The organism is Pseudomonas tremae (assembly GCF_001401155.1).
Lineage (GTDB): Bacteria > Pseudomonadota > Gammaproteobacteria > Pseudomonadales > Pseudomonadaceae > Aquipseudomonas > Aquipseudomonas tremae.
This window is the reverse complement of the sequence record NZ_LJRO01000079.1, coordinates 1-20,217: the sequence shown is the minus strand read 5'-3', so window position 1 is coordinate 20,217 and position 20,217 is coordinate 1. Positions and strand designations below refer to the sequence as shown.

The following is a 20,217-nucleotide window of genomic DNA, read 5'->3' as shown; positions in this document are numbered from 1 at the left end:
ACTACTACTACTACTACTACGATATTTGGTCCAACATTCATTACGGCTATGTGGGTATGGCCGGAGGACTCAGTGAGAGCGCACTTTTAGACGGCGCAGGTGTCGAGCAGCTTGTTTCAGATCAATTACGACGGTGGAGAGAGCAGATATTCGAAGCCAAAGAAGATCAGAGACTCAAAGGACCTCATGCCACTGAGGGCGTAGAAGGGATGCGCGCATGGGATGACGTCCCAGATCGGATTTCTATTAGCATTGGCGTGAAACTCTTCCATGAAAATCCAAACGAGGTCGTCACTGCAAGGATGATCATGGACGAAGTACTCGCGATCACACCGTCAACATGGGGAGATGGCGTCAGTGCCCATATCTGTTAAACATATTAAGGCCCGGTATCTTATTGGGGCATTCATAATTCTTCCAGCGCTGTTCTGGTACGTGGCGATCCCTGTCGTTCGTGTCCATTATTCTAAAGAAGCTACAGACGAGCTTCGTGTGATCTGGAACACCCAGCACAACATTCATAAAGAAGAAATGCTTCCGGGTCAGGGCACATACGATATCGGGCATATCTTCCCCAATGATAAATTCTTTATGAACTTTGATTGGTGGAATGAAAAGAGTCTGCGGAGGTGTATAGCAATTACGCCAAAATGGGGTGACGCGATAGACATCTACCTCGATGGCAGTGGCCGCATCGAAACTGCTAAAACTGGCCCTGACGTTATTGCTCGTTTGAAGCGATGTGAGGGTGACGCTGATCCTTTCCGGTTTTAAGTTGCCAACCAGCCCCCCAAGAATGGGGGGGGGGGAGCAGGCGTCATTGAGCACAATTGCAAAGAAAATTAAGGTCCCTTATTTGTTCCTTTTCCTATTAATAGCTCCGCTGGTGGCTTGGTATTTTGCTGCACCCGGCGTAATTGTCCACTACCCTAAAGAAGCCACGGACGAACTGCGCTTAATTTGGAACACTCACGACCAGATCACACGGCAGCGAATGCTACCGGGGGAAGCGACATCGGAGTTTGGTCATGTATTTCCTGATGAGAACTTCTTCATGGTGTTCTTTTGGTGGACCGACAGAGGTTTACGAAAATGCATCGACATCACACCTAAGCGCTGGGCAACGATAGACATCTACCTTGATGATAAAGGTGGAATCGACACTGCTGCGACTGACCATGACGTTATTGCTCGTTTAAAACAGTGTGCCGAGGAACCTGATCCTTTTAGGTCCTAAGGTTGCCTACCAGCGTCACCAAAAGACACCCATCACAGCCACCAAGTAGAACGCAGACGACATCCTGAAGGAAGCATCACGGCCAAGATGATCATGGACGAAGTGCTTACAGTACCGCCCCGGACATGGGGTGAAGGCCAACTAACGGCATAACCTGTTCAGCCCTTGAACGGGTTATTCGTCACTTACTACGGCTTCAGCTGACTCCTGCACGCTCATCCCGTCGCCTCTCGACGCTCGGTAGCACAATGGCAAGCGTGCCGATATCTCAAGGTAATTCGCGCGACCTTCCTGCTTGTGCCTGTCAGAACTTCACAGCGTTCCGTGCAAGTATCGGGCTTTGACGATTGCGCCCGCCTTACCCCACAGTGCCGCCTCATCCGCCTCCTGTTCGTCAGGCCAGCATTTTGCCTCGGGCTTCCTTCAGATTCGCAGTCACCCGCGACACCCTTGCCTCCGGCTAACACTTCCCCTTGCCGGGTGCGTAGAGGACTTGCGTGTCCACCACAGTCAAGCTGGTTGCGCTCAGGGCAACGCGCCATGCTTGGCGCACCCACAAAAAAACCGCATCTGTCGATGCGGTTTTTTAGGGACCTACCCGTTACAAGCGGATCAGACCGTGAGGCTCTGCCCGCTCATGGCCAGGTCCAGCAGTTCGCGGTTAGCGACAGCATACATGGCGTAGTCCGTGCCACTCGCGGCACGAAGCTCGACCAGCATGGCACGCCAGCGGTCGACCATCAGCGAATGCTGTTCCAGCCACAGGGCCAGACGCGCATCGATTTCCGATGGACCTTCCGCCATTTGCAGAACCGAAACAGTGATCGCCCGTTGCTGCCAGTCGACATCGTCGCGGAACGCTTCACGCGCCAGTGCCTGCCAGTTGTTTTCCACGGGCAGGCTGCTGATCTGCTGCAAGTACCAGGTAATGTCCAGCGCGCTGCCTACGGCGAAGTAAGCCTTGGCCACATCGGCAGCGTTCTGCCCGGTGACGTCGGAGGCTTCGATGATCGGCAACAGCGTGTACAGGTGAGTCGTACCGGCAACCATGCGCGCCAGCAATTCCGGCACACCGGCCTCGACATAAGCCTGATAACGCGCCTGCCAGACCTCACGTGTCGGACCCTCCAGCAGTTCGTCAAGCTTGAGACCAAGCGCGGCGAGGTGCGGACCGAAGTGCGCGACGTCACGTCCGGCATCCAGTTCGTTGCGACGGCTGCGCAAGAACCAGCGAGTGGCACGACGCCCCAGACGCATCAGCTCGTCCATCAGCGCCAGCTGGATTTCAGCCGGAACCTTGTAGTCCAGCGCCTCGATCTGACGGAACCAGTGCGGCAGGTGGAAGATGTCCCGCACGATCACGTAAGCACCCGCCACAGACGCCGCGCTCATGCCGGTCGACTCTTTGAGCCGCTGCACGAAGGTGATGCCCATGTGGTTGACCAGATCGTTGGCAATCTGGGTGCTGACGATTTCGCGCTTCAGGCGATGCCCACGCATGGCAGTGGAAAACCTGGCGCCCAGTGACGGCGGGAACGCGGTTTCCATGTCACGCGTCAGATAGTCATCATCCGGCACGCGGGATTCCAGCAGCGCTTCCTTGAGATCGATCTTGCTGTAGGAAATCAGCACCGACAGCTCGGCGCGGCTCAGCCCCTGACCGGCCGCAATGCGCTCGGCTATCTGGTCTTCGGCGGGCAGAAACTCGATGGCACGGTCCAGCTTGCCACGCGCTTCAAGGTCATTCATCAGGCGCTTGTATTCGGCAATCCGCTCATAGGCCCGGCGTGCAGCCAGCGACAACGCCTGCGTCTGCTTGTAGTTGTTGCCAAGTACCAGGTGGCCCACTTCGTCGGTCATGCTTTCGAGCAGTTGGTTACGCTGCTTCTCGGTCATGTCACCAGCCTGCACCACTTCGTTGAGCAGGATCTTGATGTTCACTTCGTGGTCGGAGCAGTCCACACCACCGGCGTTATCGATGAAGTCGGTGTTGGTCGCGCCGCCGTTCAGACCGAACTCGACACGGCCCAGTTGGGTCATGCCCAGGTTGCCGCCCTCACCCACTACCTTGCAGCGCAGCTCGTTGCCGTCGACACGCAGCGCGTCGTTGGCCTTGTCGCCCACATCGGCATGCGACTCTTCGCTGGACTTGACGTAAGTACCGATACCGCCGTTCCACAACAGATCGACTGGCGCCTTGAGCAGCGCGTGCAGCAGTTCGGTCGGGGTCAGCTTGTCAGCCTTGATGTCAAAACGCGCCTTCATCTGCTCGGTGATGGCGATGCTCTTGAGGCTGCGCGGGAAGATCCCGCCGCCGGCAGACATGATGCTGGTGTCGTAATCGGTCCAGGACGAACGCGGCAGATTGAACAGGCGCTCGCGCTCGGCGAAGCTGGTGGCCGGGTCCGGGTTCGGGTCGATGAAGATGTGCAGATGGTTGAACGCTGCAACCAGTTGCAGCTTGTCGGACATCAGCAAGCCGTTGCCGAATACGTCACCGGCCATGTCGCCGATGCCGATCACACTGATGCTGTCCTGCTGGACATTGATGTCGCGTTCACGGAAGTGACGCTGCACACCGACCCACGCGCCCTTGGCAGTGATGCCCATCTTCTTGTGGTCGTAACCCGCCGAACCGCCGGACGCGAATGCATCACCCAGCCAGAATCCGTAATCGATGGCAATGCCATTGGCAATGTCCGAGAAGGTCGCGGTGCCCTTGTCGGCAGCCACCACCAGATACGGATCGTCGTCATCGTGGCGCACCACGTTGACCGGCGGTACCAGCACGCCTTCCTTGAGGTTGTCGGTGATGTCCAGCAAACCGGAAATGAAGATGCGGTAGCAGGCGATCGCTTCGGCCTGAATTTCATCACGGTTGCCAGTGGTCGGCAGGCGACGCGGCACGAAACCGCCCTTGGCGCCGACCGGCACGATGACCGAGTTTTTCACCTGCTGGGCTTTCACGAGACCAAGCACCTCGGTGCGGAAGTCTTCCTCGCGGTCCGACCAGCGCAGGCCGCCACGGGCCACATTACCGAAGCGCAGATGCACGCCCTCGACGCGCGGCGAATAGACGAAAATCTCGAATTTGGGTACAGGCTTTGGCAGCTCGGGGATCAGGCGCGGGTTGAACTTGAAGCTGAAATAGCTCTTGCTCTGCCCGTTTGCGTCCGCTTGATAGAAGTTGGTCCGCAGCGTTGCCTTGATCAGGTCCAGATAGCGACGCAGTATGCGGTCTTCGTTGAGCACCTGAACATCGTCCAGAGCGGTCAGAATGGCTTGTTCCAGACGCAATTGCTTGTCGTCCAGATCGTCCGAACCCAGCTTGCGGGCCAGGTAGAAACGGGTCTTGAACAGACGCGTCAGCTCGCGGGCGATGTCAGTGTGGTTATTGAGCGTGGTCGCAATGTAGCCCAAGTCGAAGCCCAGGCGAATCTGCTTCAGGTAACGCGCATAGGCGCGCAGCAGAGCCACATCACGCCATGGCAGGCCGGCAGTCAGAACCAGTCGGTTGAACGCATCGTTTTCGGCGTCGCCGCTCACGATGTGCACAAATGCGTCCTGCAGGGTGTCATTAAGCTGCTGGATATCGAGGCTCAAACCTTCGCCGTAGGTGAAGGCGAAGTCATGAATCCAGAACTCACGCCCGTTGGCATGGTGCAGACGGTAAGGAAACTCGCCCAGCACGCGCAGGCCGAGGTTTTCAAGAATCGGCAACACGTCGGACAGCGCTAGCGGCGTGTCGGCGTGATACAGCTTGCAATGCAGCTGCTGACGACCACCGGCCAGCGGCTGGTAGAAACTCATCACCAGCGGGTTGGTTTCGCTGAGGCTAAGCACATGCTGCATGTCGACCACCGCCGAATGCGCCGCAAAGCGCTCGCGGTAGCCGGCGGGGAAGCCTTTCGGAAAATCAGCCAGTACGTTGGTGCCGTGGGCTTCGCCGAAGCTCTCTATGACCAGGCTGGCGTAGTCGTCTTTCCACGAACGGCAGGCCTGGATGACTTCGTTTTCCAGCTGGGCAACGTCGATTTCCAGATTGATCTTCGGGTCTACACGCAGGATCAACTGCACCCGCGCCAGCACCGACTCGGAGAAGAACGTCCAGAACTCGCAGTCGCTGGCCTTCAGACGATCCATCAATACCTGCTGGATCTTCTGACGCACTTCGGTGGAATAGACGTCGCGCGGTACGTAGGCCAGGCAGTAGCAGAAACGACCGTACGGGTCTTTGCGCAGGAACACGCGGATCTTGTTGCGCTCCTGAATCTGCACGATGGACATGACCGTGGTGAACAGTTCGTCCACAGGTGTCTGGAACAGGTCGTCGCGTGGCAGCACTTCGACCACCTGCGCCAGCTCCTTGCCCAGATGTGCCTTGGCATCGAAGCCGGAGCGACGCTCGACCTCGGCAACCTTGCGGCGGATATACGGGATCTGCCGCACGCTTTCGCCGTACACCGACGAGGTGTAAAGGCCCATGAAGCGACATTCCTTGACGACTTTGCCAGAGGCGTCGATCTGCCGGATCGAGACGAAGTCAGGGTATGCCGGACGATGAACACGGCTCGGGTGCGCAGCCTTGGCAAACGACAGTAACACCGGCTCCTGCAGGTATTTCACCGCGTAGTCTTCGATGTGCAGCTCTTCTTGACTCAGCCCGGGACGCAGCAGCTTGGTGAGGCCCAGGAAAGAGGATTCGTCATACACCAGCTGGCCGCCATTGGCGTCGGTGCGCACTTCGAACTCTTCGTAACCCAGAAAGGTGAAGTGGTTGTCCACCAGCCAATCCAGGAAAACCTTGATCTCGGCCTTCTCTTCGACGTCGGTATTCGACTCATTGGCATCGATACTTGCCAGCAAATCGTGCAAACGCGCCTTCATCGGGCCGAAGTCTTCAACGGCAGCACGCACCTCGCCCAGCACCTGCTCAAGCTCGCGAGCCAGCACGTTCAACTCGCTGGCGTTGGAGCAGCGGTCGATCTCCAGATACATCAGAGACTCCTGCAGCACGTCCTCGCCTGTAGTGCCTTTGGGCAGCAGCTCGATCAGCTCGCCGCCAGCACCACGGCGCACGCTCAGCACAGTTGTCTGCAGGGTATGAATGCTGTAGCCGCGACGGTTCAGCTCGGTGCGGACGGAGTCGACCAGAAACGGCAGGTCATGATGCAGCACTTCGACGGCGGTGTGAGTCGATTGCCAGCCATGGCGCTCGTAATCAGGGTTGTAGACGCGTACCTGCGGATGAGCATGTTCGAAACGCTCGAGCAGACGCCAAGCAGACAAGGTGCAGCCTGCCAGGTCGGACAAGCGCCGCTGGGTGAGCTCGTCAAGGGAAATGATGCCGAAGAATTGCTCGGCAAACAGCGCCACTTGTGGCAGTGCCTGTTCGCTGATGTGCTGAGCCAGTGCCGCTTGCAGTTGATGCTGGAAGTCGGCCTTGCTGGCTGCGGTGAAGAACGCCATCTGTGGTACTCCGCTTTGGCTTTTATTGGGGAGGCTTGAAGAAGGTGTTGAGACCGGGGGTTTCTGCGCACTCAATTGCGTGGACCCTCCTGGTCGAGTGTAAGGCTAAAGTACTAACGCCCGCTGTGTCAGGGTAGTCACATTTGAATGCAGGGATAAAAAAACGTACACATGGCGGACACCGTACACCACTCGTCTGCCATGCAGCTTAACGAGAGCTGACCGCACACTGCTTACGAAGCTGCGACATATTCGGTCATCGACCCACGCTAAGATACGCGCAGCAGTGCCAACACAGGCCGACAATTCGGGGCCGGTGCTGGCAAAACCCACCTTACGCCCGCTCAACAGCACTGGAAAACACATGCAAATCAAGACGGTCACCCTCATCGCCAACGCCTGCGACGACGAATACGACAACATGGCACTGCTGTGCTGCCACGGAGAAGGCGGCGATCTGTTCTCCCTGACCCGTTTCCCGGATGAAAATGAAGTGGAAATAACCGTCGGCGATGACACATCGCACAACGTCTCCAACCTGAAAGTCACCTTCGGCGCCCAGCGTCTGCTGGTGGAAATCGCACCCGCAGACGCCAGGCAACTGAAGGGCCACGAACAATTCGAAATCATCCACGGTACAGACGCGGACGAACTGGCAGAGGTTCACAGAACGTTACACATCATCATGACCAACGTGGGTGAATACGTCAGCGAAGTCGATTGACGAGAAAAAGCCGCTAGAGTGAGGACTTCTACATCAAGGAGCTGACCATGATCTTCGATGCCCACTGCCACATCATCGACCCGCGCTTCTCCTTGATCGCCAATAACGGTTATCTACCGGACCCGTTCGGGGTCAGCGACTACCTGGCGAGCGTCAAACCGCTGGGTGTTCAGGGTGGCGCGGTGGTGTCCGGCTCCTTTCAAGGCTTCGATCAAGGCTATCTGCTCGCCGCGCTGAACAGCCTCGGCCCAGCCTTCGTCGGCGTTACCCAGTTGCCGGCCAGCGTGACCGATACCGAACTGGATACCCTGAATGCGGCCGGGGTGCGTGCGCTGCGCTTCAACCTGAAACGTGGCGGTTCTGAACAACTCGACCAGCTTGAAGCCCTCGCCCTGCGCGCTCATGAGCGCGTTGGCTGGCATTCGGAACTGTACATAGACTCTCGTGAGCTGGCTGAAATAGAAGCGCGTTTGCTTAGATTGCCGGCAATCAGCATTGATCATCTTGGATTGAGCGCCGAAGGACTGTCCGTCGTGCTGCGATTGGCCGAACGCGGCGTGCGGGTCAAAGCCTGCGGCTTCGGTCGCGTGGACTTCCCTGTTCGAGACGCGCTCAGAGACATTCATGCCGCCAACCCCTGCGCCCTGATGTTTGGCACCGACCTGCCATCGACCCGGGCGCTGCGTCCTTTCCAGGCCGACGATATCGAGTTGCTGACAGATGCATTAGGCGAAAATGGCGCCCGGCAGGCTCTTTGGGAAAACGCGGCAAACTTCTATCGTCTGAGGTGAAAGCGCTGCCAGCCCTACGCGATGTCGACAAAACACGTAGGACAATTCTTAAATAAGTGACGTACCAGTCTCTAAATGCGATAAAAAACGCTGGAGCCGTTAGTCGATACCTGCCTGGATGGATTAAAGTATCGCCCCCCAGCTCAGCGGTCACCCGACACAGCTGATAATCCTGCCAGGAACCGTCACCGATGGAGCATCGTGAAGCGCTGATAGCGCTGCGAACATTTCTTTCAACGCAGATCCTGGGCCAGGAAAAGCTGATCGAACGCCTGCTCATTGCCCTGCTCGCGGACGGCCACATGCTGGTCGAAGGCGCCCCTGGTCTGGCCAAGACCAAGGCCATCAAGGAACTGGCGGAAGGCATCGAAGCGCAGTTCCACCGCATCCAGTTCACCCCCGACCTGCTGCCCGCCGACATCACCGGCACGGAAATCTACCGTCCCGAAACCGGCAGTTTCGTGTTCCAGCAAGGGCCCATATTCCACAACCTGGTGCTGGCGGACGAAATCAACCGTGCCCCGGCCAAGGTCCAGTCGGCGCTGCTTGAAGCCATGGCCGAGCGGCAGGTCAGCGTCGGTCGCAGCACCTATGACCTGTCTCCCCTGTTTCTGGTTATGGCGACCCAGAACCCTATCGAGCAGGAAGGCACTTACCCACTGCCCGAAGCCCAGCTCGACCGCTTTCTGATGCACGTCAAGATCGGCTTCCCGGATGCGGCCGTCGAACGCAAGATCCTTCAGCAGGCCCGTGGGGAAGCCCTCAATGGCGAAACCAAACCTGAACGCCGGGTCAGCCAGCAGGCGATCTTTGCCGCACGCAAGGAAATCCTCGGGCTTTACATGGCCGATGCGGTCGAGGAATACCTGGTGCAGCTGGTCATGGCTACCCGCACGCCCGCCAAATTCGACCCAGAACTCGCCGAATGGATTGCCTACGGGGCTAGCCCGCGCGGCTCCATTTCGCTGGACCGCTGTGCCCGCGCCCATGCCTGGCTGGCCGGACGCGACTTCGTCAGCCCCGAGGACATTCAGGCGGTGCTGTTCGATGTGCTGCGCCACAGGATCATCCTGTCGTTCGAAGCCGAAGCCGCAGGTATCGATCAGGATCGTGTGATTCAGCGCATCCTCGACGTCGTGGCCGTCGCCTGACCCCATGCAACCCTATCTGATCCCCCAACCGGGCATCCGCGTCAGCCTCAGCGATCTGATCGAGATGCGTCATCGGGTGCGGGAAGTGCAGCTGTTTTCAACACCCGGCAGGCGCAGCCCGTTGATCGGCCTGCACCACTCCAAGCTGCGCGGTCGTGGCGTGGATTTCGATCAGGTGCGGGTCTATCAGGCGGGTGACGACGTGCGCAGCATCGACTGGCGCGTGACCGCACGCACTCAGGAGCCGCACACCAAACTGTTCCATGAAGAACGTGAGCGGCCCATTTTCATTCTGGTGGAACAAAGCCGGCGATTATTTTTCGGCTCGGGCCTGATGTTCAAATCGGTGCTGGCCGCCCAGGCTGCTGCGCTGATCGGCTGGGCCGCGCTCGAACACAACGACCGGGTCGGCGGGCTGGTTTTCGGCGATGACGAGCACTACGAAATCAAACCACGGCGCAGCAAACAGAGCCTGCTGCAACTGCTCAACCGGCTGGTGCGGGTCAATCAGTCACTGCACACCGAAACCCCGCCGAACCGCGATGCCTTCGGTACTGCGCTACGCCGCGCCAGGGAAGTGCTGCGGCCCGGCAGCCTGGTGATCGTGCTATGCGACGAGCGCGCCTTGTCCGAGGCAGCCGAACAACAGCTGAGCCTCTTGTCCCGCCATAGCGACCTGCTGTTGCTGCCGCTCTCCGACCCGCTGGATCGCGCCCTGCCCGCTGCCGGCCTGCTGCGTTTTGCCGAACGCGGCGCGCAACTGGAGCTCGACACCCTCAACCCCGAACTGCGTCGCGCTTACCGGCAACAGGGCGAGGACCGTTCCGCACGCTGGGAACTGCTGGCGCAGAAGCTGCGGGTATTGCTCATGCCATTGAGCACCCAGGCCGAGCTTGTTGAGCAATTGCGCGAATACCTCAATGCGCAGCGCCCGGTGAAACGTAAATGAACCCGCTGGATCAGCTACAGCCGTTGATTGCCCCAGAGGCCGTTGGCTTCTGGCCGCCCGCGCCGGGCTGGTGGTTGCTGTTGCTGCTGATCCCTGCTGCGGGATGGGGCCTGTGGCGGTTGCGCAGGCTGCTGCCGATCAAGACAGGCAACGTGCGCAGCGAGCAACCGCTGGACCCGGTTCGTGTCGCGGCCCTCGCGGAGCTGGCCAACCTGCCCAAACCCTACGACGGCGCCCCGGCTGGCGCGTGGTTGCAACAGATCAACGGGCTGCTCAAACGCCTGTGCCGCAACCACTACCCGCACAGCCAGAGCCACACCCTCAATGGCCGCAAATGGCTGGCTTTTCTCGACAACCGCTGTCCGGCGGCGGGCCTGACACGCTGGATGATTCTGGTCGAAGGCGCTTACAAGCCGGAATGCAAACTGGACGACAAGGCCATCACCGGCCTGACCCAGGCGGTCGATACCTGGATTCGCAAACATGTTTGAGTTCGCCTGGCTCTGGGTCTTTGCCCTGCTGCCGCTGCCGTGGCTGATGCGTGCCGTGCTGCCGGCCGCCGACAGCGGCGAACCCGCACTCAACGTCAGCTTTCTCAACGAACTCGAAGGGCTCAGCGGACGTCGCGCCAAGGCAAATCTGCCTGTGTGGCGCCAACGTGCGCCATTCCTGCTCATCTGGCTGTTGTTGTTGATCGCGGCGGCACGGCCTCAATGGCTGGGCGAACCGCTGCCAGTGGCTGCAAGCGGACGCGACCTGTTGGTGGCGGTCGACGTGTCAGGTTCTATGGACTACCCCGACATGCAGTGGAAAAACGACGAGGTCAGCCGACTGGTGCTGGTTCAGCAACTGCTCGGTGACTTTCTCGAAAGCCGCAAGGGTGACCGGGTCGGGCTGATTCTGTTTGGCACTCAGGCGTTTCTTCAAGCCCCGCTGACCTACGACCGACAGACCGTAAGGGTCTGGCTCGATGAGGCAAAAATAGGCATCGCCGGCAAGAATACCGCTGTTGGCGACGCCATAGGCCTGGCCCTGAAACGCCTGCGCATGCGGCCTGCCAACAGCCGCGTATTGGTGCTGGTCACCGATGGCGCCAACAATGCCGGTCAGATCGACCCGCTCACCGCCGCACGACTGGCAGCCGACGAAGGCGTGAAAATCTACACAATCGGCATCGGCTCGGACCCTGAAAAAAACGCGTTGCAGAGTGCGCTCGGCTTGAGCGCCAGCCTTGATCTGGATGAGCCAACCCTCAAGGAGATTGCCCGGCTGAGCGGTGGTCAGTATTTCCGTGCTCGCGACGGCGACCAGCTGGAAAAGATCCGCGTCACCCTCGACTCACTGGAACCTGTCGCTCAACAGCCGACCCAGGCGCGTCCCGCGCTGGCGCTTTATCAATGGCCGCTGGCGGCCGCAGTGCTGCTGAGCGTGCTGTTGGTATTGCGGGCACTGTGGCCAAACAATGCACTGCAACGTCTGCTGACAATTGCCCGCTCCATTGACTGGCGTGAACGCTTCAGACGCCTTTGGAGACCGCAATGACTGCCGCTCTCTGGCCACACTGGCTTCGTCCCGAATGGCTGCTGCTCATGCCATTGCTGGCGCTGCTGATATGGCGCCTGTGGCATCGGCAGAAGCGCGCAGGACGCTGGCAGATGCTCCTGCCAACCCAGTTTCATGCCGTGCTGCTCAGCGGCGGGCGCGGCAGCAACAGCAAATTACCGTGGATCGCACTGGGGCTGGCGTGGCTGCTGGCGCTGTTTGCCCTGCTCGGCCCTGGCTGGCAGCGTGTCGAGCAAATCAGCCAGAAACCGGTGGACCCGCTGGTGGTGATACTGGAACTGACCCCACAGATGCTCGCCACCGATACATCGCCGACCCGCCTGGAACAGGCGCGACGCAAACTGCTGGACCTGCTGCAAAAACGCAGCGATGCGCAGACTGCAATCGTCGTCTATGCAGGCAGCGCGCATACGCTGGTGCCACTGTCCGATGACCTGGTCACAAGTCATAACCTGCTGGAAGCCATCAGACCGTCGATCATGCCCGTCACCGGCCAGCGTGCCGACCTGGCGGTACACAAGGCGCTGCACTTGCTCAAACAGGGCGCGCTGGGTCAGGGCCGTATCCTGTTGATCACCTCTTCGTTGAGCGAAACGGAACGTCAGGGCATACGTGAAGCGCTACGCGGGCGCTCGCCGCCGCTACTGATTCTTGGCGTCGGCACCGCTGAAGGCGCGCCGGTGACTCAGGAAAACGGCAGCCTGCTCAAGGACGATCAAGGCGCAATCATGGTGCCGCGTCTGGACAGCAAGAGCCTTGGCGAATTCGCCGATCAGGTCGATGGCAGCTATCATCAGGCACGAAATGATGAAGAGGACCTGCGCAGCCTAGGGCTGTTGACCAGCCCGCAACATGTACGCAGCGATGGTCAGGTCGTCCAGCTTGATACCTGGGCTGATCAGGGGCACTGGTTTGTGCTGGCGCTGCTGCTGATTGCAGCACTGGCTGGTCGGCGCGGCTGGCTATTCTGCCTGCCATTGATGTTCGTGTTTCCGCAAAACAGCCAGGCGTTCGAGTTTCAGGACCTGTGGCTGCGTCCGGATCAACAGGGCCAGCGACTGCTGGAGCAGCATCGACCGGCCGAGGCCGCGCAGCGCTTTGAGGACCCGCGCTGGAAAGGCGTGGCGCTCTACGAAGCGCAAGACTACGCCAGTGCCGCCCAGCAGTTCGCCCAGGGCACACTTGCACAGGATCATTACAATCGCGGCAACGCCTTGGCTCACAGTGGCGAGCTGGAAGCGGCACTGGACGCCTACGAACAGGCGCTGGATCGCCAGCCGGATTTCCCCGCTGCACAAAGCAATCGCGCACTGGTGCAAAACCTGCTTGATCAGGCAAATGTGCAAAAACCTGCGCAGGACGAACAGAACAAGGCCGATCAGGGCGAAGAAGGCCAGCAGGCGTCACAAGATCCGAACAGCAGCGCGGCGCCCGCCGACCAGACCCCGTCCCGCTCGGATCAACCCGGCACCAGCGAGAGCCTGCCGCCGGATACCAGCGGTCAGGCGACCGCTGGCGATACGACGGATGATGAGCCAGCTACCCGCCCGCCGAACCAAAGCGCCGACAGCCCCATGACAGGCGAGCGGCGTCAGGAGCTGGAGCAGTGGCTGAGGCAGATTCCGGACGATCCGGGCGAACTGCTACGGCGCAAATTTCGCTACGAACAGCAACATCAGGAAAAGACCCGATGAGTCGCGTGTACACCTTACTGACCGGTCTGTTGCTGAGCCTGGTCGCCTTGTCGCTGCAGGCCGCGCAATTGACAGCCAGCGTTGATCGCACGCGCCTGAACGCCGGAGAAACTGTCGAGCTGACGCTGGAAACCGACGACGTCACGCAGTTTGGCAAACCCGACATGAGCCCGCTCAACGACAGCTTCGAGGTGCGCGACACTCGTCAGCTCAACAGCCTGAGAACCCTGGACGGCAGCAGTCAGGCAACGACGCGCTGGCTTGTCACTCTGTTGCCGCGCGCAACCGGCAGCGTGGTCATACCCGCGCTGCAACTGGGGGAGTTGAAAAGCCAGCCTCTGACGCTGCAAGTCATGCAGAGCGCCCCCACTGAGTCGAGTAACAAGCTGGCCCCTATCTTCATCGAAGCGAGCCTGGACCAGGACAGCGTCTATGTTCAGGCGCAGGCCGTTCTGACCGTACGGGTCTACCACTCGGTGTCTCTGTTTGACGACAGCAGCCTGAGCCCCCTGCAAGTACCGGACGCGCGGGTCGAGAAACTGGGTGATTCACGCACCTACGAAAAGCTGATCAATGGGGTCCGCCACGGCGTGATCGAAACACGCTACGCGATCTATCCACAGCAGAGCGGTCTGCTGAACATCCCCGCGCAGGTCTTCAGCGCCACGCTGGTGCAGGCGCCTGCTGAAGGTTCCCAGGGCCAGGATGCCAATCCGTTCGGTCCACAGCCGGGCAAGCTGATGCGGGTCAAATCCGCCGAGGTGCCGCTGACGGTCAAACCCAAGCCTGCCAGCTATCCCGCCGACACCCCCTGGCTGCCGGCACGCAGCATCAGCCTCGAAGAGAACTGGAGCCCGGAGCCCGGCACTTCTCAGGTCGGCGACTCGCTGACCCGGACCCTGACCCTCAAGGCGGAAGGGCTGGCCGGCGCGCAACTGCCTCCACTGCCGCCCACCGAAGTGCCTGGCCTGCGGCGCTATCCGGACCAGCCGCAACTGCGCAACCTGCCCAGCGAGCGCGGCCTGATCGGCACCCGTGAAGAACGCGAAGCGCTGGTGCCCGGTCGGGCCGGTGCGATTGACCTGCCGGCAGTCGAAGTCACCTGGTGGAACACCCGCGAAGATTATCTGGAACACACCAGCCTGCCGGCGCGAACGCTGCAGATCAGCGCCAACCCCGGTCTGGCCGTAGACACACCCGTGAGCAGCGACATGGGCGGCGTAACAGTAATCGGCCCGCCGGTCTGGCCGTGGCAACTGAGCACGCTGCTGCTCGCCTGCACCACACTGCTGGGCTTTGCGTTGTGGTGGCGGGCCCGTGGCCAGCCGGCGATCGCCAGGACCGTGCAGACCGGGCCCAGCCCACGTAGCGTACTGGATGATCTCAAGCGCGCCTGCATGGCCAACGACCCGCAGGGCACTCGCCAGGCGCTCGATGCATGGGCGCGTCAACAGCCGGAAACCCTGGCCGAAATGGCCGCGCGCTTTGTGCCGCTCTCCGATGCGCTGGACGGTCTGAACGGTGCGCTGTACAGCGAGACCGGCAAACTGTGGCTGGGCGAAGACCTCTGGCGTGCTGTGCGCAAGCTGCCCGCCGCCGAACATATTCAGGACCCGGCAGGCGATGCCGGGTTGCCGCCGCTGTATCCCAAGTGAGGATGCAACGCAGGCAACACCTCTACATCACAAGGTAAACCAATGCGTCTGTTTCACACTTCCGACTGGCATCTGGGCCAGAACCTGCACGGTCAGGAGCGGGATTTCGAACACGCCTGCTTTCTGACCTGGCTGCTGGCCCGACTGGCCGAACGACAACCTGATGTGCTGCTGATCGCGGGCGATATTTTCGACACCGTCAACCCGCCGGTCAAAGCCCAGGAGCGCCTCTACGACTTCATCGTCAACGCCCACGAGCAACAGCCACTGCTGACTATCGTGATGATCGCGGGCAACCACGACTCCGGGTCGCGCATCGAACTGCCCGCACCGCTGATGCGCAGCCTGCGCACGCACGCGCTGGGCAGGGTGATGTGGCTGAACGATGGCGTGCTGGATGCCGAGCGCCTGCTCCTGCCGTTGCCTGACGCCAAGGGCGACATCAAGGCCTGGTGCCTGGCGCTGCCCTTCCTGCGCCCTGCCGAAGTCACCGGCCCGACGCTGGGCGATGATTACCTGCGCGGCATCGGCCGGGTTCATGAGTTGCTCATCGAGGCAGCCAATCTCAAGCGCCAGCCAGGGCAGGCGCTGATCGCCATCAGCCACGCGCACATGGCGGGCGGGTCGGTTTCGGAAGACTCCGAGCGCAGCCTGATCATCGGCAACGCCGAAGCCCTTCCCGCCAGCCTCTTCGGGTCAAGTATCACCTACGTCGCGCTGGGGCATCTGCACAAGCCTCAGCGTGTCAATGGCGAAGAACGTATCCGCTACAGCGGCTCGCCGATCCCGTTGTCATTTTCGGAAATCGGTTACCAGCATCAGATTCTCGAGATTAACTGCGACGGCGAAACCCTGACCAGCGTCGAGCCCTTTCTGATCCCGCGAGCCGTCAACCTGCAACGTCTTGGGCCTTCGCAACTGGCCGAACTGCTGGTGCAGCTCAAGGCACTGCCGGACGTCGACCTGCTCGCTGATCCGGATCGTCAGCCGTGGCTGGAAGTGCGCGTGCGCCTGGACGAACCGCAGCCGGACCTGCGCAACCAGATCGAAACCGCGCTGCAGGGCAAAGCCGTGCGACTGGTGCGCATCGGTGCCGAGTACGCTGGCAAAGGCAGTGTCGACGGCAGCGAAAACGACGCGGCACTGATCGAGCTTGACCAGCTCACTCCTCAGGAATTGTTCAGCCGTGCCTGGCAGGACAACTATGGCAGCGAGGTGGACGAACAGACCCTCACCGATTTCGCCACATTGCTGCGTGAAGTCCAGCAAGAGAGCGAACAGTCATGAAAATTCTTGCCATTCGCCTGAAAAACCTCGCGTCGCTGGCGGGTCCGTTCGAACTGGATTTCACCGCAGAACCGTTGGCCAGTGCCGGATTGTTCGCCATCACCGGCCCTACCGGCGCGGGTAAAAGTACCCTGCTCGACGCTTTGTGCCTGGCGCTGTTCGGGGCCATTCCGCGGCTGAGCAATATCGGCCAGTCCAAGGTCCCGGACATCGACGGAGACATCACCACCAGCGACCCGCGCACCTTGCTGCGCCGTGGCACCGGCAGCGGGTATGCCGAGGTGGATTTCATCGGCATCGATCAGCGCCGCTACCGCGCCCGCTGGGAAACCAACCGCGCACGCGACAATGCGACCAAGAAGCTGCAGGCCAGCCGCCAGATACTGACCGATCTGGACAGCGAGCAGGTCCTCAGCAACCAGAGCAAGCGTGAGTTCGAACAACTCATCGAAAACCGCTTGGGCTTGAACTTCGAACAGTTCACGCGTGCCGTCATGCTTGCCCAGAGTGAGTTCAGCGCGTTCCTGAAAGCAGATGACAAGGAACGCAGCGAACTGCTGGAAAAGCTCACCAACACTGCAATCTACAGCCAGCTCGGCCGGCGTGCCTACAGCAAAAGCAAGGAAGCAGAAGAAGCGCTGAAAACCCTGACCGCCCAGGCCAGCAACATTATCCCGCTGGCCCCGGAGCAACTGGTCGAGCTTGAACAGCGCCTTGCCAATGCACAGCAGCAGCTCAAGGCCCATCAAGCACAACAACGCCAGTTGGAACTCAAGCAGCAGTGGCTGATCGAGCTGCACCGCCTGCGTGACGAACAACTCGCGGCTCAGGAAAGCCTGACCCGTGCGCAACAGTCCTGGGACGAGCGCAGCGCTGAGCGTCAGACTCTCAGCCAGCTGGAACGCCTGGGCCCACAGCGACACCGTTTTGCCCGACGCTTGACCCTGAACGCCCTACTCACCCCGTTAGCTGAACAAATTCGACAGTTTCAGGCACAGCAAACTTCTCTGCAAAGCCAGCAACAGCAGTTGGAAACCCGGCGCACCGAGGCCCAGGCCAGCCTGCTGGCCGCCCAGCAGGCGCACGGTTTGGCAAAACCGCTGCTGCAACAGGCCTTTGATGCGCAGAACACCCTGAACCATCTGGCTCAGGAACTGGCCAAGGCTGCCGATTTACATCAGCAAACCGGACAACTGTGCGCTGAAGGTCAGGCCAGCCTGCAAACCTTGCTTGATCAGCAGCAACAGGTGGCACAGCGCCTCGAGCGTATCGCCACGCAGCTGGAGCAGAGCAGCCAACTGGCCCCGCTGGCGCAGGCGTGGAGCGCATGGCGTGACCGTTTGAAGTCCCTGACCCTGATCGCCAATCGGCTAAGGCATGGGCAAAGCGAACTGCCTGCCCTGCAACAACGTGCCAGCGACGCCGACCAACAGTTGACCGAACAGCGCCAGACGCTGGAATTGCTGTACCGCGAAGCCGACTGTGAAGTCGATGCGGTGACCGAGCAGGTGCAGATCCTCGGCAGCCTGTTGCAGGACAATCGCAAACAACAACGCGCATTCGAAGACCTTGCGCGTCTGTGGGCCAGCCAACAGGAAGTGGACCATCAGTTTGCCGAGCTGGCTCAGCAACAGCTGGGTGCCCAGCAGCAACGCGAGCAGCTCAACACCGAGGGCATTCGCGTTCGCGACGAATTGACCGTCGCCGAACAGACCCTCAGCGTCACCCGGCAACTGCTGGAGCGTCAGCGTCTGGCCCGTAGCGCCAGTGTCGAAGAGTTGCGCGTGCAATTGCAGGACGACCAGCCCTGCCCGGTCTGCGGCAGCGTCGAACATCCCTGGCATCAGCCCGAGGCGCTGCTGCAAAGCCTTACCCACCATGACGACAACGAACAAGCCAGCGCGCAGAAAGCCGTCGACCTGCTGACCGAGCAACGTAATCATCTGCGCGAACAGGTCGGCGGCGTGATCGCCCGACAGAAAGAGCTGCTGCGCCAGCACGAGCAACTGACCCTGCGTCATCAGGCCCTGATGCCAGACCTTGAAGCGCATCCGCTTGCCGCTCAATTGCTGGATCGCGACCCGGACAAACGAGACGATTGGCTGAGCCAGCAACTGAGACAGTTGAACGACGTCATCGCGCGTGACGAGCAGCGTCAGGAGGCCTTGCTGACCTTGCAGAAAGACGCTGCGCGTTTGCAGCAGCAGCTCCAGACTGCGGCAGAAGCCAGCCAGACAGCTGCGCATCATGTCGCCGAACAACTCAAGCAACTGGACGTCGACCAACAGCGTCTGGAAGAAGAATTGACTGCGTTCACGCCACTGGTGTCGCCGCAGGTACTCGAAGGCCTGCGCAACGATGCCTCGGCAACGGTCATGCAGCTTGAACAGCAAGTGACTCAGCGGCTGGACCAGTTGGAGCAGCAGAACGAAGAGCAGCAGGAACAGCGCGAACGTCAGCAGAAGATCGAGAAAGAACAGATCGAGCAACAGGCCCGTCTGCAACGCCAGACCGAGCTGGCGCTGGACGTCACCCGGCTCGGCGAACAGCGCCAAGCCCGTCAGCAGACACTTGCCGATTTACTGGGCGACCATGCCACCGCCGAGCAATGGCAGCAGACCCTGGAAAACAGCATCGAGCAGGCACGTCAAGCCGAAGCATCGGCCGCCCAGACGCTTCAGGATCTGCACGGTAAGCTGATTCAACTGGCCGCCGAACTCAAATCGGGAATGCATCAGCAGCAGACCTTGCAGGATGAACTGGCGCAGCTCGACGTTCAGATCGGTGAATGGCGTGCTCAGCATCCGCAACTGGACGACGCGGCGCTCGACACTCTGCTGACTTACGATGACGCACATGTCGAACAACTGCGTCAGCAATTGCAGAGCATCGAAAAGAACCTGGAACAGGATAAGGTCTTGCTCCAGGAGCGGGATCAGCGCCTGCAACAGCATCAGGCCCAGCACAGCGACTTGAGCGACGCCGGGCAACTGACCGCCGAGCTGCAAGGGGCTCAGGAGCAACTGGCACAAAGTGAACAGCATTGTGCGGACCTGCGCGCCGAACTCAGTGAAGATCAGCGCCGGAGAAACGCCAACAGCGAGCTTCAGGCGCGCATCACCGAAGCCAACGACGAATACCTGCGCTGGGCACGACTGGCGGCACTGATCGGTTCTGCCGAAGGCGACCGATTTCGCAAGATCGCTCAGGCCTACAACCTCGATCTGCTGGTCCATCATGCCAATGCACAGCTCAAGCAACTGGTGCGGCGCTACCGCCTGAAACGCGGCGGCAGCATGCTTGGCTTGCTGGTCATGGACACCGAGATGGGCGACGAACTGCGCTCGGTCCACTCGCTCTCGGGTGGGGAAACCTTCCTCGTCTCGCTGGCGCTGGCGCTGGGCCTGGCGTCGATGGCCTCCAGCACCTTGCGCATCGAATCCCTGTTCATCGACGAAGGCTTCGGCAGCCTGGACCCGGAATCACTGCAGTTGGCAATGGACGCGCTGGACGGCTTGCAGGCACAGGGCCGCAAAGTCGGCGTGATCTCCCATGTGCAGGAAATGCACGAACGTATTCCGGTGCAGATCAAGGTACGTCGTCAGGGCAATGGGTTGAGCACGATTGAAGTAGGCAGTACATGACGCCGGTGCTGTACTCCTTCCGCCGTTGCCCCTATGCCATGCGTGCACGCATG

The 20,217-nt window shown here is 60.4% G+C and carries 14 protein-coding genes; 13 read left to right on the top strand and 1 reads right to left on the bottom strand.

Features of this window, described 5'->3' with window-relative positions; all coding sequences use genetic code 11:
- The 3 genes from ALO43_RS31345 to ALO43_RS05750 all read left to right on the top strand — a co-directional run.
- Positions 1 to 374 (top strand): polymorphic toxin type 44 domain-containing protein (locus ALO43_RS31345; protein ID WP_122312404.1); only part of this gene is annotated, 374 nt, incomplete at its 5' end.
- Complete coding sequence (locus ALO43_RS05755; protein ID WP_268949056.1) at positions 349 to 774, top strand: hypothetical protein; 426 nt, start codon at positions 349 to 351, stop codon at positions 772 to 774. The genes ALO43_RS31345 and ALO43_RS05755, both read left to right, overlap by 26 nt.
- Positions 775 to 856: 82 nt before the next feature.
- Entirely contained in the window at positions 857 to 1,237 is a 381-nt protein-coding gene (locus tag ALO43_RS05750) for a hypothetical protein (protein ID WP_054997266.1), read from the top strand.
- 612 nt (positions 1,238 to 1,849) lie between these two features.
- Here ALO43_RS05750 and ALO43_RS05745 read toward each other — a convergent pair.
- Entirely contained in the window at positions 1,850 to 6,706 is a 4,857-nt protein-coding gene (locus ALO43_RS05745; RefSeq protein WP_024669748.1) for an NAD-glutamate dehydrogenase, read from the bottom strand.
- A 364-nt stretch (positions 6,707 to 7,070) separates the two neighbouring features.
- On the opposite strand from ALO43_RS05745, the gene ALO43_RS05740 reads away from it, so the two are divergent.
- From ALO43_RS05740 to ALO43_RS05695, 10 genes are all read left to right on the top strand, one after another.
- The gene (locus tag ALO43_RS05740) at positions 7,071 to 7,430 is read left to right on the top strand and encodes a hypothetical protein (protein WP_054997231.1); all 360 of its coding nucleotides are present in this window, start codon (positions 7,071 to 7,073) and stop codon (positions 7,428 to 7,430) included.
- Between the two features lie 41 nt (positions 7,431 to 7,471).
- Positions 7,472 to 8,221, top strand: a complete 750-nt coding sequence (locus tag ALO43_RS05735) for an amidohydrolase family protein (RefSeq protein WP_054997230.1) — start codon at positions 7,472 to 7,474, stop codon at positions 8,219 to 8,221.
- A 191-nt stretch (positions 8,222 to 8,412) separates the two neighbouring features.
- Positions 8,413 to 9,372 carry an AAA family ATPase gene (locus ALO43_RS05730; protein WP_002554476.1) on the top strand — a complete coding sequence of 320 codons (960 nt, stop codon included), beginning with the start codon at positions 8,413 to 8,415 and terminating at the stop codon, positions 9,370 to 9,372.
- A gap of 4 nt (positions 9,373 to 9,376) precedes the next feature.
- Positions 9,377 to 10,321, top strand: coding sequence for a DUF58 domain-containing protein (locus ALO43_RS05725; protein ID WP_005892391.1), 945 nt, complete (start codon positions 9,377 to 9,379; stop codon positions 10,319 to 10,321).
- On the top strand, positions 10,318 to 10,812 hold the full coding sequence (locus ALO43_RS05720) for a DUF4381 domain-containing protein (RefSeq protein ID WP_005892389.1): 495 nt from the start codon (positions 10,318 to 10,320) through the stop codon (positions 10,810 to 10,812). The genes ALO43_RS05725 and ALO43_RS05720 overlap by 4 nt, the downstream gene beginning before the upstream one ends.
- Entirely contained in the window at positions 10,805 to 11,863 is a 1,059-nt protein-coding gene (locus tag ALO43_RS05715) for a vWA domain-containing protein (protein ID WP_024669746.1), read from the top strand. Before ALO43_RS05720 ends, ALO43_RS05715 begins: the two co-directional genes overlap by 8 nt.
- The gene (locus tag ALO43_RS05710) at positions 11,860 to 13,578 is read left to right on the top strand and encodes a VWA domain-containing protein (RefSeq protein WP_054997229.1); all 1,719 of its coding nucleotides are present in this window, start codon (positions 11,860 to 11,862) and stop codon (positions 13,576 to 13,578) included. The genes ALO43_RS05715 and ALO43_RS05710 overlap by 4 nt, the downstream gene beginning before the upstream one ends.
- Positions 13,575 to 15,233 (top strand): BatD family protein, encoded by a 1,659-nt coding sequence (locus ALO43_RS05705; protein ID WP_024669744.1) that lies wholly within the window; start codon positions 13,575 to 13,577, stop codon positions 15,231 to 15,233. Before ALO43_RS05710 ends, ALO43_RS05705 begins: the two co-directional genes overlap by 4 nt.
- A gap of 42 nt (positions 15,234 to 15,275) precedes the next feature.
- Entirely contained in the window at positions 15,276 to 16,520 is a 1,245-nt protein-coding gene (locus ALO43_RS05700) for an exonuclease SbcCD subunit D C-terminal domain-containing protein (protein WP_054997228.1), read from the top strand.
- Complete coding sequence (locus tag ALO43_RS05695; RefSeq protein ID WP_054997227.1) at positions 16,517 to 20,164, top strand: AAA family ATPase; 3,648 nt, start codon at positions 16,517 to 16,519, stop codon at positions 20,162 to 20,164. The genes ALO43_RS05700 and ALO43_RS05695 overlap by 4 nt, the downstream gene beginning before the upstream one ends.
- Positions 20,165 to 20,217: the final 53 nt, after the last annotated feature.

Coding starts and splice junctions, on each gene's coding strand:
- ALO43_RS05755 (WP_268949056.1), top strand. CDS start 349: ATGGCGTCAGTGCCCATATCTGTTAAACATATTAAGGCCCGGTATCTT.
- ALO43_RS05745 (WP_024669748.1), bottom strand. CDS start 6,706: ATGGCGTTCTTCACCGCAGCCAGCAAGGCCGACTTCCAGCATCAACTG.
- ALO43_RS05740 (WP_054997231.1), top strand. CDS start 7,071: ATGCAAATCAAGACGGTCACCCTCATCGCCAACGCCTGCGACGACGAA.
- ALO43_RS05730 (WP_002554476.1), top strand. CDS start 8,413: ATGGAGCATCGTGAAGCGCTGATAGCGCTGCGAACATTTCTTTCAACG.
- ALO43_RS05725 (WP_005892391.1), top strand. CDS start 9,377: ATGCAACCCTATCTGATCCCCCAACCGGGCATCCGCGTCAGCCTCAGC.
- ALO43_RS05720 (WP_005892389.1), top strand. CDS start 10,318: ATGAACCCGCTGGATCAGCTACAGCCGTTGATTGCCCCAGAGGCCGTT.
- ALO43_RS05715 (WP_024669746.1), top strand. CDS start 10,805: ATGTTTGAGTTCGCCTGGCTCTGGGTCTTTGCCCTGCTGCCGCTGCCG.
- ALO43_RS05710 (WP_054997229.1), top strand. CDS start 11,860: ATGACTGCCGCTCTCTGGCCACACTGGCTTCGTCCCGAATGGCTGCTG.
- ALO43_RS05705 (WP_024669744.1), top strand. CDS start 13,575: ATGAGTCGCGTGTACACCTTACTGACCGGTCTGTTGCTGAGCCTGGTC.
- ALO43_RS05700 (WP_054997228.1), top strand. CDS start 15,276: ATGCGTCTGTTTCACACTTCCGACTGGCATCTGGGCCAGAACCTGCAC.
- ALO43_RS05695 (WP_054997227.1), top strand. CDS start 16,517: ATGAAAATTCTTGCCATTCGCCTGAAAAACCTCGCGTCGCTGGCGGGT.